Source organism: Neotamlana laminarinivorans (assembly GCF_020523925.1).
GTDB lineage: Bacteria > Bacteroidota > Bacteroidia > Flavobacteriales > Flavobacteriaceae > Neotamlana > Neotamlana laminarinivorans.
The window spans coordinates 586,156-600,940 of sequence record NZ_JAJAPW010000001.1 but is presented as its reverse complement, the minus strand read 5'-3'; the positions used below and the strand labels follow the sequence as shown (position 1 = coordinate 600,940).

The 14,785-nt window shown below is 28.8% G+C and carries 17 protein-coding genes; 12 read left to right on the top strand and 5 right to left on the bottom strand.

All coding sequences use genetic code 11. The features are described from left to right. Positions 1–15 precede the first annotated feature (15 nt). Positions 16–459: a 3D domain-containing protein gene (locus LG649_RS02735; protein ID WP_226540639.1), complete on the top strand. Its 444-nt coding sequence runs from the start codon at positions 16–18 to the stop codon at positions 457–459. A gap of 312 nt (positions 460–771) precedes the next feature. Here LG649_RS02735 and LG649_RS02730 read toward each other — a convergent pair whose 3' ends face one another. Further along, the gene (locus LG649_RS02730) at positions 772–1,014 is read right to left on the bottom strand and encodes an ExbD/TolR family protein (protein ID WP_226540637.1); all 243 of its coding nucleotides are present in this window, start codon (positions 1,012–1,014) and stop codon (positions 772–774) included. Positions 1,015–1,218: 204 nt separating this feature from the next. Here LG649_RS02730 and LG649_RS02725 point away from each other — a divergent pair, with 204 nt between their 5' ends. From LG649_RS02725 to LG649_RS02695, 7 genes are all read left to right on the top strand, one after another. Next, on the top strand, positions 1,219–1,929 hold the full coding sequence (locus LG649_RS02725; RefSeq protein ID WP_226540635.1) for a hypothetical protein: 711 nt from the start codon (positions 1,219–1,221) through the stop codon (positions 1,927–1,929). Positions 1,930–2,177: 248 nt separating this feature from the next. Then, a complete protein-coding gene (locus LG649_RS02720; protein WP_226540633.1) occupies positions 2,178–3,731 on the top strand; it encodes a DEAD/DEAH box helicase in 1,554 nt (517 codons plus the stop codon). A gap of 69 nt (positions 3,732–3,800) precedes the next feature. After that, positions 3,801–4,715, top strand: a complete 915-nt coding sequence (locus LG649_RS02715; RefSeq protein WP_226540631.1) for an EamA family transporter — start codon at positions 3,801–3,803, stop codon at positions 4,713–4,715. Continuing rightward, positions 4,705–5,556, top strand: coding sequence for a DMT family transporter (locus LG649_RS02710; RefSeq protein WP_226540626.1), 852 nt, complete (start codon positions 4,705–4,707; stop codon positions 5,554–5,556). Before LG649_RS02715 ends, LG649_RS02710 begins: the two co-directional genes overlap by 11 nt. Continuing rightward, the gene (locus LG649_RS02705; RefSeq protein WP_226540624.1) at positions 5,553–6,602 is read left to right on the top strand and encodes a glycosyltransferase family 9 protein; all 1,050 of its coding nucleotides are present in this window, start codon (positions 5,553–5,555) and stop codon (positions 6,600–6,602) included. The genes LG649_RS02710 and LG649_RS02705 overlap by 4 nt, the downstream gene beginning before the upstream one ends. Before the next feature lie 52 nt (positions 6,603–6,654). Further along, positions 6,655–7,191: a DUF4251 domain-containing protein gene (locus tag LG649_RS02700; protein WP_226540622.1), complete on the top strand. Its 537-nt coding sequence runs from the start codon at positions 6,655–6,657 to the stop codon at positions 7,189–7,191. A gap of 120 nt (positions 7,192–7,311) precedes the next feature. Continuing rightward, complete coding sequence (locus LG649_RS02695) at positions 7,312–7,944, top strand: peptidase associated/transthyretin-like domain-containing protein (RefSeq protein ID WP_226540621.1); 633 nt, start codon at positions 7,312–7,314, stop codon at positions 7,942–7,944. Between the two features lie 5 nt (positions 7,945–7,949). Here LG649_RS02695 and LG649_RS02690 read toward each other — a convergent pair whose 3' ends face one another. Both LG649_RS02690 and LG649_RS02685 read right to left on the bottom strand, forming a co-directional pair. Beyond that, positions 7,950–9,056: an AEC family transporter gene (locus LG649_RS02690; protein ID WP_226540620.1), complete on the bottom strand. Its 1,107-nt coding sequence runs from the start codon at positions 9,054–9,056 to the stop codon at positions 7,950–7,952. After that, a complete protein-coding gene (locus tag LG649_RS02685; protein WP_226540619.1) occupies positions 9,056–10,246 on the bottom strand; it encodes a pyridoxal phosphate-dependent aminotransferase in 1,191 nt (396 codons plus the stop codon). The genes LG649_RS02690 and LG649_RS02685 overlap by 1 nt, the downstream gene beginning before the upstream one ends. A 269-nt stretch (positions 10,247–10,515) precedes the next feature. Between LG649_RS02685 and LG649_RS02680 the strand changes: the two genes are divergently transcribed. Next, entirely contained in the window at positions 10,516–10,944 is a 429-nt protein-coding gene (locus tag LG649_RS02680; protein WP_226540618.1) for an FKBP-type peptidyl-prolyl cis-trans isomerase, read from the top strand. Positions 10,945–10,997: 53 nt separating this feature from the next. Here the strand turns inward: LG649_RS02680 and LG649_RS02675 are convergent, their stop codons facing one another. Both LG649_RS02675 and LG649_RS02670 read right to left on the bottom strand, forming a co-directional pair. Beyond that, positions 10,998–11,669: a LytR/AlgR family response regulator transcription factor gene (locus LG649_RS02675; RefSeq protein WP_226540617.1), complete on the bottom strand. Its 672-nt coding sequence runs from the start codon at positions 11,667–11,669 to the stop codon at positions 10,998–11,000. Beyond that, complete coding sequence (locus tag LG649_RS02670) at positions 11,669–12,697, bottom strand: sensor histidine kinase (RefSeq protein WP_226540615.1); 1,029 nt, start codon at positions 12,695–12,697, stop codon at positions 11,669–11,671. Before LG649_RS02670 ends, LG649_RS02675 begins: the two co-directional genes overlap by 1 nt. A 182-nt stretch (positions 12,698–12,879) precedes the next feature. Between LG649_RS02670 and LG649_RS02665 the strand changes: the two genes are divergently transcribed. Genes LG649_RS02665 through LG649_RS02655 form a run of 3 tightly spaced genes read left to right on the top strand, consistent with a single transcriptional unit; the run spans position 12,880 to position 14,743 of the window. Further along, complete coding sequence (locus tag LG649_RS02665; protein ID WP_226540614.1) at positions 12,880–13,146, top strand: EF-hand domain-containing protein; 267 nt, start codon at positions 12,880–12,882, stop codon at positions 13,144–13,146. Positions 13,147–13,161: 15 nt separating this feature from the next. Then, positions 13,162–14,118 (top strand): YHYH protein, encoded by a 957-nt coding sequence (locus LG649_RS02660; protein WP_226540612.1) that lies wholly within the window; start codon positions 13,162–13,164, stop codon positions 14,116–14,118. Between the two features lie 19 nt (positions 14,119–14,137). Further along, positions 14,138–14,743 (top strand): hypothetical protein, encoded by a 606-nt coding sequence (locus tag LG649_RS02655; protein WP_226540610.1) that lies wholly within the window; start codon positions 14,138–14,140, stop codon positions 14,741–14,743. Positions 14,744–14,785 lie beyond the last annotated feature (42 nt).

Genomic DNA, 14,785 nt, shown 5'->3' with positions numbered 1-14,785 from the left:
TTTACCTTTTAAACCATGAATTTCAAATTTGTATTTTTTGAGAAAAAAAAACTTTTAACGTTAATGGTTATAGGTATGTTTTCTTGCAAGAATGAAAGTGTAAAAACACCTACTTTTGAAGATAAATTTAATTGGAATTCTGCTTTAGTAACTGCTACGGCTTATAATTCTCTTGCCTATCAAACTAATTCTAACCCACATATAACTGCCTTTGGAGATAGTTTAAAACCAGGATTAAAGTATATTGCAGTTTCTAGGGATTTGTTAAATAAAGGTTTAACGCATAATACCCCAGTTAAAATTGAAGGATTAACTGGGATATATTTAGTTAAAGATAAAATGCATTTTCGGTGGAAAAACAGAATAGACATATACATGGGAGTTAACGTAGATTCTGCTTTGCAATGGGGTAAAAAGCGTATTTGTATTGATTATGGTTTAGCCAAACCAATAGATTAATTATTTACTTTCAGTTTCAGATAAATTAAAAGGATAAGCCGCTTTTACTTGTGTTAATTCTTTTAAAGTTAAATCTTCTGGTAATTTATTAAATTTGGTTTTACTGTAATTACTTCTTAAAGTATAGTAGGCTTTTGATAATTCGTTTTGAATTTCTATAAATTTATTATAAGTGGTTAAATCATTTACTTGAAGTGATATAATTGCTTTTTTAGGGTTATCTGATGCTTGAATATTTTGTGAGCCATTACAGTAATTACAGGATTTGTCACCATTATTATCAACAAAATTAATAACAGATGATTTAATACTTTATATATCTGTAAGCTCATTATTTAGTAATATTTCATCATTATCATTAACAAAAATGCTTAAAATATTATTTTTTGCAATAATTGTGTTGCAATCTTCATTGGAGCAATGTTCGGGGAGTTTTCTGTTTAATCCTTCGTCAGAAGAAATTGTTGCGGTTACTAAAAAGAAAATGAGTAATAAGAATGCAATATCGGCCATAGAGCCAGCATTAACTTGAGGGGTTTGTTTTGAATGTCTCATGCGATTATAGTTTTAAAATGTTAATAAAAACTTAAATCACAAAAATGATACCATATTTAAAAGTAATATTTTAACAACTTTGATGTTATATTTGTTTTGTAATAGTATGTCAATATTAAAAAAATCACAATTAGGTATAATTATTGTTAAACAGTTACTAAAAAAGATTATTCAATTATATAAATGATTTTTAAATAAATATATTTGATTTTACTAACCATTCAATATTTAGGTTTATTAATGAAAACGAAGTTGGTTTTAATTATAGTTTTGTTTTGTTCAATATCTGTTTTTTCACAAATAGACAGTAGAAATAACTCTATTTCAATTCCTGCGGTAGAAAGTAAAAAAGATTCTATAGATGGTACTGGTTTAACACCATCAAAGCCCATTGAAAATAAACAGTACGGCTTAAATTTACCAAAAGTTTCTCCAAATTTAGAGTTACCAAAAAAAGAATTCTCAATGTTCCCTGAAGAAGAATTTGGCAATCCAGGAGAACTTTATATAGACCGAATTAATAAATCATTAAATAACATTAAATTATCTCCAGAGGAAATAGAACAAAGAAATGGAAGTACAACAGATCAATTTCTAGGCGATTTTAAAAGTAAAGCTAAATTTGTTAATGTGGTTTACAGAGATCATGGCTTTACAGATGGCGATGTTATTCAAGTACGTGTAAACGATGATATAATTCATCCAAGAGTAATGTTAACTGGAGGTTACAAAGGCTTTAAATTAAATTTAAAACCAGGCTTTAATAAAATTGACTTTGTGGCTTTAAATCAAGGCCAATCTGGACCTAATACAGCAGAATTTCAAGTGATTGATGATGCTGGCCATATTGTTTCACACAATCAATGGAATTTAGCAACAGGAGTTAAAGCAACAATTATTATTGTCAAAGAATAAATTTAAGCTTATATAACACAACAAGTTGTATTTAATTGACTAACTTTTATTTGTTTGGTGTTTATCGTAATAGATTATCAAATTTTTATTTATCATCAATAATTTTTTTGTTTAAAAACAGTCTCTGTTTATAAAAATATTTATATTTTTTACAATCATCTACTTTTAAAGTTTTTTAAATTTTACCAGATTTTTACTTTAAAAAACCCTTTAAAGATGTTACTTTTGCTCGTCAGTAAATTGTAAATATGGCCGTTTCAAAAACAGAATTAGAAGAAAGAAAAGCAGGAAAAGATTTATATAGTTATCAAAAAGGCGCTATCGATAAAATTTTTACAGCCTTTGAGGAATCTCCAGACGATTATCATTTACTATATCAATTACCAACAGGAGGAGGAAAAACAGTAATTTTTTCTGAAATTGTTAGGCAATATTTAAAAACTCACAAGAAAAAGGTTATTGTAATGACTCATAGAATTGAGCTTTGCAAACAAACCTCCAAAATGCTTACCGAATTTGGTGTTATAAATAAAGTTGTTGATAGTAAAGCCGATTTAAGCGACCAAGCAAATTATAGTTGTTTTGTAGCAATGGTGGAAACGTTAAATAACCGATTAAACGATAATAAACTTGATATTTCAGATATTGGTTTGGTTATTATTGATGAGGCTCACTACAATTCGTTTACTAAATTATTTAAATTTTTTAGTCAATCATTTATACTTGGTGTTACAGCAACACCATTAAGTTCGAGTATAGAGTTACCAATGACAGATAACTACGATGAACTAATCGTAGGAGAAAGCATAGAATCTCTTATAGAAAACGGATTTTTAGCTCGAGCAGAAATGTACACCTACAATGTTGGTTTAACCTCGTTAGTAGTTGGTGCAAATGGAGATTATACAGTTAAATCTTCTGAAGATTTGTATACAGATAACGATATGCTTACCAAGTTATTACAAGCATATGAAGAACGATCAAAGGGTAAAAAAACATTAATATTTAATAATGGTATTAACACATCATTACATGTTTATGATACCTTTAGGCGAGCAGGATATCCAATAGCTCATTTAGATAATACTAATACAAAAAAGGAGCGTGCCATGATTTTAAAATGGTTTAAAAACACGCCTGATGCTATTTTAACATCTGTAAGTATTTTAACAACAGGTTTCGATGAACCAAGTGTTGAAAGTATCATATTAAACAGGGCAACAAAATCTTTAACGCTTTATTACCAAATGATTGGTCGTGGATCGCGTATTTTTAAAAATAAAAGTTCGTTTTCTGTAATAGATTTAGGAAATAATTTCCACAGGTTTGGTCCTTGGGGAGACGATCTAGATTGGCAACGCATTTTTAAATCGCCTAATTTTTATTTAGATAATATTTTAAGTGATGAAGAACTCGAAAGCAATTTTAGATATGAAATGCCTGATGAATTGCGACAAGAATTCTCAAACTCCAAAGATGTATATTTCGATATTCAAAAAACATATGTAAATTCTATTAGAAACGGCGAATCATCAAAAGTTGTTTTAGAACGTTCAATAGAACATCATGCAAAAATTTGTATAGAAAACAGCGAAGATGTTTACGATGCCTTAGCTCTGGCAAAAAAATTAGGAGACGATATCGATTTTAGAATTGGTCGTTATACTAAATGTATAAGTAAAAGTACCTTTAATTTTGTCGAATGGCTTAAAGGCGATTATAGAAAAAAATTAAATGCATATTTACGTAATAATTTTGATGAAGTTTTTGAAGACATTCATGGCTATCCTCCAGAAGATTAATTTCTTTATAATTTTCCAACTAACCATAAAATAAGCTTTAACTTAGCAGCCTATTTTTAAAGCAATTGTATGAGTGTTTCTAGAAAAACCATCTCTATTTTATTAGCCTTCTTTGCTATATATGTAATTTGGGGATCTACGTATTTACTTAATAAAATTGCAGTTTCAGAACTACCTCCATTTAAAATTGCAGCCATTAGGTTTATAACAGCAAGTGGTATAATTTTTTTAATTGCTAAGTTTTTAAAGCAAGATATATCAATATCTGTTAAACAAATAAAAAATACAGCAATTGCCGGATTTTTGTTTTTAACTTTTGGTAATGGGGTAGTGGTTTGGGCTTTAAAATTTGTAGATAGTGGTTTTGCTGCTTTAGAAATTTCTGCACAACCCTTAGTGGTTTTAATTTTAATGCGAATTATTCAGAAAAAGAAAATATCTACAATGTCTTACATAGGTGTTGTACTAGGCTTTATAGGCATTTACCTTTTGGTTAGCCAAAAACAATTAATAAGTCAAGAAAACCAAATTGTTGGTATTATAATGATTTTTATCTGTATGATAAGTTGGGCTTACGGTAGCATTTTTGTAGGTAAGGCAGATTTACCAAAAAACTCTTTTGTAAATACAGCATACCAAATGTTATTTGGGGGTTTAATGCTGTTGTTTTTAAGTTTTTGTTTTGGCGAAAATTGGTCGTTACCAACTTCTTGGAGTACCGATGTGCAATGGGCTTTAGTTGGTTTAGTAATTTTTGGTAGCACTATTGCGTTTACAGCCTTTAATTATTTACTTAAAGAAGTTTCTCCAGAAAAAGTAGCAACAAGTACCTATGTAAATCCTATAATAGCTTTACTTTTAGGTTGGTACGTTTTAAACGAAAAAATTACCTTGCAATCGGTTATTGCTGCAACTGTTTTATTAACTGGCGTGTATTTTATAAATACAAAACGCAAATTTAAACCTAGAAGTATTGGACGTTAAATCTGCCATAAAATTCATGTTAATTAGCACATTGGCTTTTGCTTGCATGAATACAATTGTAAAATCGTTGGTGCATGTTAATGCATTTCAAATTGTTTTTTTTAGATCTATAAGCTCGTTGTTTTTTACATTTGGTTTCTTATTAAAAAATAAAATTCCACTTTTAGGTAATAATAAAAAACTTTTAATATTACGAGGATTGGTTGGTGTAACATCAATGTCGTTGTATTTTATGTCTACTAAATATTTGCCAATAGGTACGGCAGTTACACTTAGGTATTTAGCACCAATTTTCGCATCTGTTTTAGCGATGTTTTTGTTAAATGATCGAATAAAAAAATGGCAATGGCTATTTTTTGCAATTGCATTTTTTGGCGTGTTAATAATAAAAGGATTTGATGCCCAAATAAATACTTATGGCCTAGTGTTAATTTTAGGTGCGGCAGTATTTAGTGGCCTTGTATATGTAGTTTTAAGTAAGATAGGTAAAAGTGAACATCCTGTTGTTGTGGTTAATTATTTCATGATAATTTCTACACTTGTGGGCGCTGTTTTTTCCGTTTTTAACTGGACAAATCCGAAAGGAATAGAATGGGTTTTATTGTTGAGTTTAGGTGTTTTTGGATATTTTGGTCAGGTGTACATGACAAAAGCTTTTCAGGTAGCTTCTACCAGTCAAGTAGCGCCATTAAAATACTTAGAAGTTATTTTTACTGTACTTTTCGGGGTTTTTATTTTTGCCGAAGTTTATACTATGTGGAGCCTTTTAGGAATAGCTTTAATAATTACAGGTTTAATATTAAACGTAATTTATAAAGCAAAAATGGATAAAAAACAATGAAAGTAAATTATCGCATAAATAATTTAAGAAGACGTATTATGCGAAATATTACCAAAAATGTTGGTAAATCGTATAAAACACCTAAAGTTGATGTAACTAAACCTTTAGATGTAAAAAAGGTTTTAATAGTAAGGCCAAACCACAGGTTAGGAAATCAACTATTACTTACACCCATTGTACAAGAGGTTATAAATACCTTTCCTAATTGTAAAATAGATTTGTTTGTTAAAGGAGGTGTTGCTGTTCCTGTTTTTCAAAATTTTGAACATATCGATAAAATTAAACAACTTCCAAAAAAGCCATTTAATCATTTATTAAAATATGTAGCAGTTTGGATTTCTATAAAACAAAAACGATACGATTTAGTTATTAATGGAGATACAAACTCTTCTTCAGGTAAACTTCTAACTAATATTAGCAAAGCTAAATTTAAAGTATTTGGCGAGTTTTATGAAGATTTAGATGCTAAGTTTCATGATTATAAACATATATCAAAAAAACCAATTTATAATTTAAGACGTTTTTTAGAAAATTTAGGATATCCAAAAAACAATTCAGAATTACCCGTATTAAATATTAAATTGAATACAGATGAAATTGCTGCAGGTAAAAAAATCTTGAATAATTTAATTAAAAACGATAAGAAAACTATTTGTATTTACACCAATGCTACTGGAAGTAAGTGTTATTCTGAAGATTGGTGGAATACTTTTTACAATAGGTTACTACAAGAATTTCCAGACTATAATATAATTGAAATGCTACCTATTGAAAACATTTCAAAAATAAATTTTAAAGCTCCTAATTTTTACAGTAAAGATATTAGGGAAATGGCAGGTATTATTAGTAATACTTCAATATTTATTGCAGCAGATAATGGTGTAATGCATTTAGCGAGCGCTAGTTTAACACCTACTTTAGGCTTTTTTGAACCTACAGATTTAACAGTTTATGGGCCTTACGGAAATAAAAATAAGGCAATTAATACCGGTAATAGCAATATAAACGACTGGATTAAAACTATAAAGAAAATGCTAACCAATTAGTATATTTTAAATGTCGGTTAAATTTTGTATTTTAAAGTAAAAATTAGCCGTTATGAAATCTGTTATAATTTTTGTTTTAGTTTCCTTAGTATTTTTATTGTCGTGTAAATCTTCAAGAAGTAAAGTTACAGAAGCAGAAATATCATATCTCAATCAAGTAATTCAAAATAAAAATTTTAAAATTGAATCTACTTGGGCGAATCCACAAGTTACAAATGCCATGCAGCAAGTATTAAACTCAGGCCTTTTACAACCAGGGAGTAATGCGAGTAGTATAAATTTAATAGGTAATAGCAACTTTTTAAAAATCTCAGGAGATTCTATATTTTCTTATTTACCTTATTTTGGAGAAAGACAAATGAATGTAAATTATGGAGGAACCGATGGGGCCATTAAATTTAAAGGTTTAATGCAAGATTATAAAGTTGAAAAACGAAAAGACAGTGGCTATAACATATCATTTCAAGCAAAAAGTAATACTGAAAATTTTGATGTTTTTATAACGCTATGGCCAAATTTAAAAACAAGTATATCTTTAAATAGTGCTTCTAGGTTTCCTATAAATTATACAGGAAATATTATTAAATAAACCATTTATCTACTAAAATAGACGTTTAATCTATTAATCGTTAATTTCTAAATTCAAACGAATATATTATTTTATTGAAGGGTAATTAGCTAGCTTTAAGCTAATTAATCTTATAACCCTATGAAAAAAACAATTTCCCTCTTAGGCATTCTATGCTTATTGTTTTTTATAAACAAAAGTTTTGCACAAGAAAGTGCAAGTTTAACTAACAAAGCTCCGGTAGATTTTAAAAAAAGAAGTCCAGTTTATGATTACAAAGAAAAACAACTTAATAATGTTGATACCATTCCTGACTTTGCTTCAAAAACAAATAAATTAAAAATTACAGGAACTATTTATGAAAGCGATGGTGTTACACCTGCAAAAAATGTAATTTTATTTATTCATCAAACAGACGAAAATGGAAATTTTGAGTTAAAGCGTGAAAATAAAAAACGTTATGTACATCACAGAGGTTGGGTAAAAACCAACGATGATGGAAAATATACTTTTTATACTTTTGTTCCTGGTTCATATTTTCATGGTAAAGAATTAAAGCAAATATTGCCTATTATTAAAGCGCCTGGTGAAGAAGAACATAAAATAGAATCGTATGTTTTTAATGACGATCCTTCTTTAAAAGATTCTTGTCGTGAAGAAATTGAAAAAACAAACCCTAAAAGAATTTTAAGCTTAACTTTTGATACAGAAGAAGGCTTATTCGTTTCAAAAAGAGATATAGTTTTAGGCAAGGAAGAAACAGAATCTTATTAAATTACTTATTTAATATTGCTATAACGACTTTTTATTTGTGCACCTCGTTTTCCCCATTTGTACAATGGCATTGCAATACCAAAAAAAGTTAAGGCTAATGCCAAAAACAAAATGTTGTTAGTATTTGCAAACGTATTGCCGGACACTAACACACCTAAAATTAAGATTACAGATAATGGTAGTGATAATGCTAGTATTGATAATGCATAATCGGTATTAAATGTTTGTTTGTGTTTTGGTAAATCTATTTCTTTTGTTGCAATGGTTGAAATATGTGCAAATGGCCAAAAACTACATGAACTCAGTCCAAAGGCTATTGCAAATAAAATATCGGCATTTACTTTAATTTTCGCAATGGCTACAACAGCTGCAATTAAAAATAAAGTTAAGCCATAACGAAGCATTAAAATTGAAAATATTTCGGCAAATTGTTTACGTTGTAGTTTTAACGCTAAACCTATAAATAATAAAACTAAAGGTGTCATTATAGCACTTAAACGCAATAAGTTGTTTTGTAAAAATAATGGTAGTTCGTTTAAAGATATGTTTAGTGATAATAATATTAGCGCCACAATAATAAAAATATTAACGGGCTCAAAAAACATAGTTTTTGCTAAAGATTTTAGTTTTGTTTTTACAGATTCTTGTTTAGTTTCAGAATTTTTGTAAAACCATCTTATAGCAACTAAATAAAGTATAAAAAGTACAAAAAATTTGTTACCCAAATCGGCCATAGCAGCTTTAGCTAAATAATCTTCTCCTAAAAATTCTAAAATAAAAGGAAAACACGATAGGCCAGGAGCTAACGATGGAATTAATAATTTTATGGTGTTTACAATACCTCGATCTGTTATACCCAAAATTTGAAGTAAAATAGGGGTAACATAAAATAATATAAGATTAAACCCTAAAGCAATAAGAGGTAGAACAAATAAATTTGCATTTAATTTTACCTTTAAAAGTGCAACAAAAATGGTACAAGGTAAAGCGAGTAATAAAATTATTTTTTTTAATCCGTTAACTTCTTCTTTTGAAGCAAACTTCTTTTTTAATATAATTCCAATAATAATAAAAGCTAAAAAAGATATTGCTTTTGTTATTGCATCACTCATTAAGCAAATATTTCGTCCATGGCTGCTGTAAACAATTTCATTTCTTCCATGGTGCCCATACTTACTCTACACCAGTTTTTATCCCAGAATTTAAAAGCTCTAACACCAACTTGTTTGCTATAAATTTGTTTTAAAAACTCTTTACCTTCCATATCAATTTCAAAAATTATAAAATTGGTTTGCGATGGTAAAAACTTATACCCTTTTTTTGTTAAATAATCTTTTGTGTAGGCTCTAGCTTCAGCAATTTTAGTTTTAGACATGTTTAAAAAATCATCATTTTGTAAACTTGTTGTAGCTGCCATTATTGAAGGACCAGTAATTCCCATTCCTCCACGAGTAATTTCGTTTATTTTATTAATGGTTTCTTCTTTACCTACTAAATAACCAATGCGTAAACCAGCCATTCCGTGAATTTTAGAAAATGTTCTGGCAATCATAACATCTTTACCTTCACTAACTAAACTAACCATACTGTCTTTTATACCATTATCAGAAAGTTCTATGTAGGCCTCATCTACAAAAACAGGAACTTTTTCGGAAACCTTACTACAGAATTCTTTAAGTTTTTTAGCATTTGTAATAGATCCCGTTGGGTTATTGGGGTTACATATATAAACTAACTTTGTGTTTTCGTCTACTCCAGCAGCCATAGCATCTAAATCGTGTTGAGAATCACTTAGTAATTTATAAGATTTCCATTGCCCACCAACCGATTTGGATACGTTTATTAAAGACATATAACTTGGGTCTGCACTAATTACATCGCCACCTTTTTGAAATAACACCATGGCCACTTTTTCTAAAATATCAGACGATCCAGGAGCCATTAATATTTGCTCTGGTTTTACGTTTTCTTTTTCGGCTAAAATATTTATTAAATTATTTAAAGTTTTCCATGCATATCTATTACCAGAAAATACTTCATCTTGAAAAGCTTTAGCAGCTAATGGTGGTGGGCCATAAGGGTTTTCATTGGCGCGTAAAATAGCTTTAAGCTCTGGCTCTAAACCTACAGGAGGAGTAAATTCGTTAAATGTATTTTTTGTGCTAAATAAAAAAGTTGAGTTGTTAATTTGTGCATTTTCTACAGCATTTGCCCAAATATCAGAAGGCATCATTGCCATTCCAGCTAAAGTTAATGTCCCTTTTTTAAGCCAATTGCGTCTGCTAAGTTGTGTTGTATTCATGGTTGGTTTGTTTTAATGCGCAACTAAGTTATTGCTTTTTTTGAATAAAATATGTTAAAAAGTTCTAAACACTGAAAAAAAATCATCTATTTGTTTAAAACAGTGAGAAAACAATACCGTATATTTTATATTGTATTACAGATTTAAACATATGTTTTGGTTTATTATGATGATTTATTTTTTTATTTAACATAACATTGTTTGTTATAATTCTTTAAGCGAGATTATAGATTATACCTTTGCTTTAACTAAAATTTTAAAAAATAGTTATGAGTAAAGTAAAAGCAAACGATACAGTTGAAGTACACTACACAGGAAAATTAACAAACGGTCAAGTTTTTGATAGTTCTTTGGAAAGAGAACCATTAAAAGTTCAACTAGGTCAAGGACAATTAATTCCTGGTTTTGAGAATGCTTTAGTTGATATGGAAGTTAATGAAAAGAAAACAGTTACTATAGAAAAAACTAATGCTTACGGAGAAATTCATAAGGAATTATTTCAAAAAATTGCAAAAAGCGATTTGCCAGAATCTATAAATCCAGAAGTTGGTATGGGCTTAGTTGGTTCTAGACCTGATGGTTCTGAACAACAATTTAGAGTAGCAGAAGTAGAAGAGGAGTTTATTATTGTAGATGCTAACCACCCGTTAGCTGGACAAGATTTAGTTTTTGATTTAGAATTAATTGCTATTAATTAAAAGAAACTACATATAATTATAAAAGCCTTAATAAATTAATATTAAGGCTTTTTTTATTTAAAAATTACAGTTTTTACAGCATCAAAATAGCGATCACTTACAGGAATTGTTTTATCGTTTATAAGTAAATCACGTTGTTTTAAGGCAGTCACTTTTTGTGTATTTACAATGTAAGAACGGTGTACGCGCATAAAGGTTTTTGGTAATATTTTTTCTAACGATTTTAAGGTTTGGTGACTCATTATTTTTTTCTGGGAAGTATAATAAACCACATATTCGTTATCACTTTCAATGTAATTAATATCGTTAAACTTAACTTTATACAAATCGTAACCAGATTTAATAGTTAGTGTGTCGTTAACAATTACTTCTTCTTTTTTAAATTTATTTACTGCTTGTAAAAAACGATTAAAACTTATTGGTTTTAAAAGGTAATCTAGTGCATTTAAATTAAAGCCATCTAGTGCATATTCAGAATAGGCAGTTGTAAATATAATACTGGTTTCTTTTGGAATTAATTTCGCAAAATCGGTTCCTTTTAAATCAGGCATTTGTATATCTAAAAAAATAATATCAATAGTTTCCGATTTTAAAATTTGCATCGCAGTTATTGGGCTTTCAAAATCGGCAATCAACTCTAAAAAATCAACTTTATTAATATAAGATTTTATGAGTCCACGCGCCAATTCTTCATCATCAATAACTAAGCATTTTAGGGTTTTCATTATAACTCTAAGTTTAAATTAATTTTAAAGACTGTTTCGGTTTCTGTAATAACTAGTTTATGCTTTTTAGGGTATAAAATATGCAAACGTTTTTTCACATTTTCAATACCTATACCACCAACACTATCTTTTTGTGCTACAGTTTTGGGTTTGCTATTTTCAATTTCAAAATTAACAACATTATTTTTCGCTTCTAATTTTATATTTATAAAAACATCTTTAATTTTTTCAATATTACCATGTTTTAATGCATTTTCAATAAACGGAATAAATAGCATTGGTGCTATTTTAAGGTCGTTATTTTCAACGTTAAAATGTTTATGTATGGGGTGCTTTTTGCTACTTTTTAGAGAGAATAATTGCAAGTAATTTTCTATATATGTTATTTCTTTTTTTATAGGTACAAAATCATTTTCACATTCGTACAATACATAACGAAGCATATCAGATAAATACGTTATACTTTGTTGTGTTCGGTTAGCATCAATGGCAGAAAGTGCATAAATATTATTTAAGGCATTAAATAAAAAATGCGGATTTATTTGCGATTTTAATAATTTAAGTTCGTTATCTAAATTTACATTTTTTGCTTCCATAGTTTCTCGTTCTCTATCTTTTAAATAAATAAAAACCTCTATGGCTGTTGCAAATAAATAGCTAATTGAAAGTATTAAAACTTGAATTAAAACATGAGTTGGTGGGTGTTTTCCATCGTTTGGCGGAGGCCTAAAATTAAAATCGAATTCCGGTTGATACGGATCAATAAATAGCGGATTAATATAACTTAGGGCTATTACCGAAACAGTAATTAATATTACAGAGGAAACAATAAATAATGTATATTTTTTATTGAATAATAAATTTGATGCAGTAAAATATATTACAGTAAATATTAAAAATGCCTGGAAAATTAAAACAATTAAGTTTTCAGTTAATATGGCATCTGTGGTACCTTGGTTAAGCCAAATAATAATACCTATTAATAACCATAAAAGTACCTCTAAAATAAGTCGTTTAAATTTATTCATGTTGCAAAGTAAAGCAAAAAAAAATCTATGAATTGAGAAAAAGCACTCATTTATATTAGTAAAATAAGGTCGTTACAGATTATTTACAGCCATTAACAGAAAAGCTAAGCCTATTCATTGAAAACATAAATATTGCATGTAATAAATAACAACCTTTGTAAGGAATACTAAAATGATATATAATGAAAAGTAAAACAATTTTGTTATCTTTAATAACAATGATAGCAATGGCATTTTCTGTAAATGCACAAGAAGAAAGAAAAGAACCTCCTACTGTTGACGAAATTTTTAAAGAGCTTGATGCTAATGAAGACGATTTACTATCAGAAGATGAAGTAAAAGGCCCTTTAAAAGAAAACTTTGCCAAAATTGATGCAAACGAAGATGGTTACTTGTCTAAAGAAGAGGTTGAAAACGCTAAGCCAAAAGGCAGAAAACCAAGACAATAATTTAATAAAGAAAAAATGATTAAATTAACTCACATTTCACTTTTACTAACTATTTGTTTAATTGCTTGTAAGTCATCCAATACAGATATTGTAAGCGTTAATCCTGAATATTTTACAACAGAAAACGTTACAGTTACTAAAGTGCCTTGTGAGTTATCTGATGGAACAAGTACAGAATGTTATAAAATTGTAACTAATGGATTAGCTACAGATCATCAAATGGGGCCTTGGTGTCCAGAAAACATTACCGATGGGGCAGAAGCCGGTGGTATTTGGATGAATGATGGTAAAGTTTACAATGTAGATGGTGAGTTTATAAAAAATCTATCTACTTTTTATAATGATAGTACTTGGATGATGTATACCAATGATGGCAAAATAATTAAAACATCAACTTTAGAAGACTGTACTAATGCTGCTACTCCAGATGTAGGCGATGCGTACAGAAACTTTTGTGTAGAGTGCTTACCATCATATTTAACGGATGTCTCTAATACTTGGTATATTCCTGTTACACCTGTACTACAAACCGAAACTACTAAATTTAAGCAAGGACATGGCAGACCAAGACCCGGTGAAAAAAGAGTGCCTTCTACAAGAGGAATAGCGTTAAATGGTGTTGAGTTTTCGGCTCCTGCACCGGTAAATAATATTTTAAATGCCTACACAATTGCTCCTTTTGATGATGCAGGTGGGCATATAAATATTCATCAAGGATATCATTATCATATAGCAACAACAGGTATTTCAGATAGGCATACTATTGCCCAAAACGATAATCATGGTGCACTTATAGGCTATGCTCTAGATGGTTTTGGAATATATGAGTTAAAAGATAAAGACGGGAACGAGCCAACAGATTTAGATGAACTTCGCGGACATTATGATGATGTTAGAGGTTATCATTATCATGTAGATGTAGCTGGAACTAATAATTTTATTAACGGATTAAAAGGAGCTTATGTTTTATAACATAATTAAAAAATACTACTTGACCATTTTATTATGCGTCATTATACCTTACAATGTTTTAGCTCATTCCCCTTCAAATGCAAGTGTAATTTTATCTGAAGGTAAAAATGGACAATGGACATTACAGTTACGAGCATCGTTAACGGCATTCCAAACAATTGTACATGATGAGTTTGGTGAAAAATCGTATAAAACAGCAGACGAATTTAAAGATTTAGTGTTTCAGCTTTTAAAAGACAATCAAGAGTTGTATTTAGACAATAAAATCATAACACTTAAAAATCAAAAAGTAAAACTAGGTCACGAAACCATTGTATTATATCAAGTTAATATGCCAAATAGTTTAAATACTATTAGCTACAAAAATGATGTTTTTAAGAATATTTATAAAAGTAAAATGGCTTTTTTGGTTCTAAAAAATGATGTTAAAAAGGAACTTTTTTACTTAAATAAAGATAATAATTATAGTATAAATTTACAGCTTAACAATAATCAATTTAATGAAATAGTTAATGATACTTCAACTACAAAGTTTTCGGCCAATACCTATTTAATAGCAATAATAATATTTGTAATTGTATCTTTTGGTATTGTTATAAGGTTGGTATCAAGAAGCACAAATTAATTAATAAATTCCCCCTTTATAGAATAAACACAACCGTTAAAA

What these genes read in the sequence shown, in the direction of transcription:
- LG649_RS02735 (WP_226540639.1), top strand. Translation starts at nt 16, where the DNA reads ATGAATTTCAAATTTGTATTTTTTGAGAAAAAAAAACTTTTAACGTTA.
- LG649_RS02730 (WP_226540637.1), bottom strand. Translation starts at nt 1,014, where the DNA reads ATGAGACATTCAAAACAAACCCCTCAAGTTAATGCTGGCTCTATGGCC.
- LG649_RS02720 (WP_226540633.1), top strand. Translation starts at nt 2,178, where the DNA reads ATGGCCGTTTCAAAAACAGAATTAGAAGAAAGAAAAGCAGGAAAAGAT.
- LG649_RS02715 (WP_226540631.1), top strand. Translation starts at nt 3,801, where the DNA reads ATGAGTGTTTCTAGAAAAACCATCTCTATTTTATTAGCCTTCTTTGCT.
- LG649_RS02705 (WP_226540624.1), top strand. Translation starts at nt 5,553, where the DNA reads ATGAAAGTAAATTATCGCATAAATAATTTAAGAAGACGTATTATGCGA.
- LG649_RS02700 (WP_226540622.1), top strand. Translation starts at nt 6,655, where the DNA reads ATGAAATCTGTTATAATTTTTGTTTTAGTTTCCTTAGTATTTTTATTG.
- LG649_RS02695 (WP_226540621.1), top strand. Translation starts at nt 7,312, where the DNA reads ATGAAAAAAACAATTTCCCTCTTAGGCATTCTATGCTTATTGTTTTTT.
- LG649_RS02690 (WP_226540620.1), bottom strand. Translation starts at nt 9,056, where the DNA reads ATGAGTGATGCAATAACAAAAGCAATATCTTTTTTAGCTTTTATTATT.
- LG649_RS02685 (WP_226540619.1), bottom strand. Translation starts at nt 10,246, where the DNA reads ATGAATACAACACAACTTAGCAGACGCAATTGGCTTAAAAAAGGGACA.
- LG649_RS02680 (WP_226540618.1), top strand. Translation starts at nt 10,516, where the DNA reads ATGAGTAAAGTAAAAGCAAACGATACAGTTGAAGTACACTACACAGGA.
- LG649_RS02675 (WP_226540617.1), bottom strand. Translation starts at nt 11,669, where the DNA reads ATGAAAACCCTAAAATGCTTAGTTATTGATGATGAAGAATTGGCGCGT.
- LG649_RS02670 (WP_226540615.1), bottom strand. Translation starts at nt 12,697, where the DNA reads ATGAATAAATTTAAACGACTTATTTTAGAGGTACTTTTATGGTTATTA.
- LG649_RS02665 (WP_226540614.1), top strand. Translation starts at nt 12,880, where the DNA reads ATGAAAAGTAAAACAATTTTGTTATCTTTAATAACAATGATAGCAATG.
- LG649_RS02660 (WP_226540612.1), top strand. Translation starts at nt 13,162, where the DNA reads ATGATTAAATTAACTCACATTTCACTTTTACTAACTATTTGTTTAATT.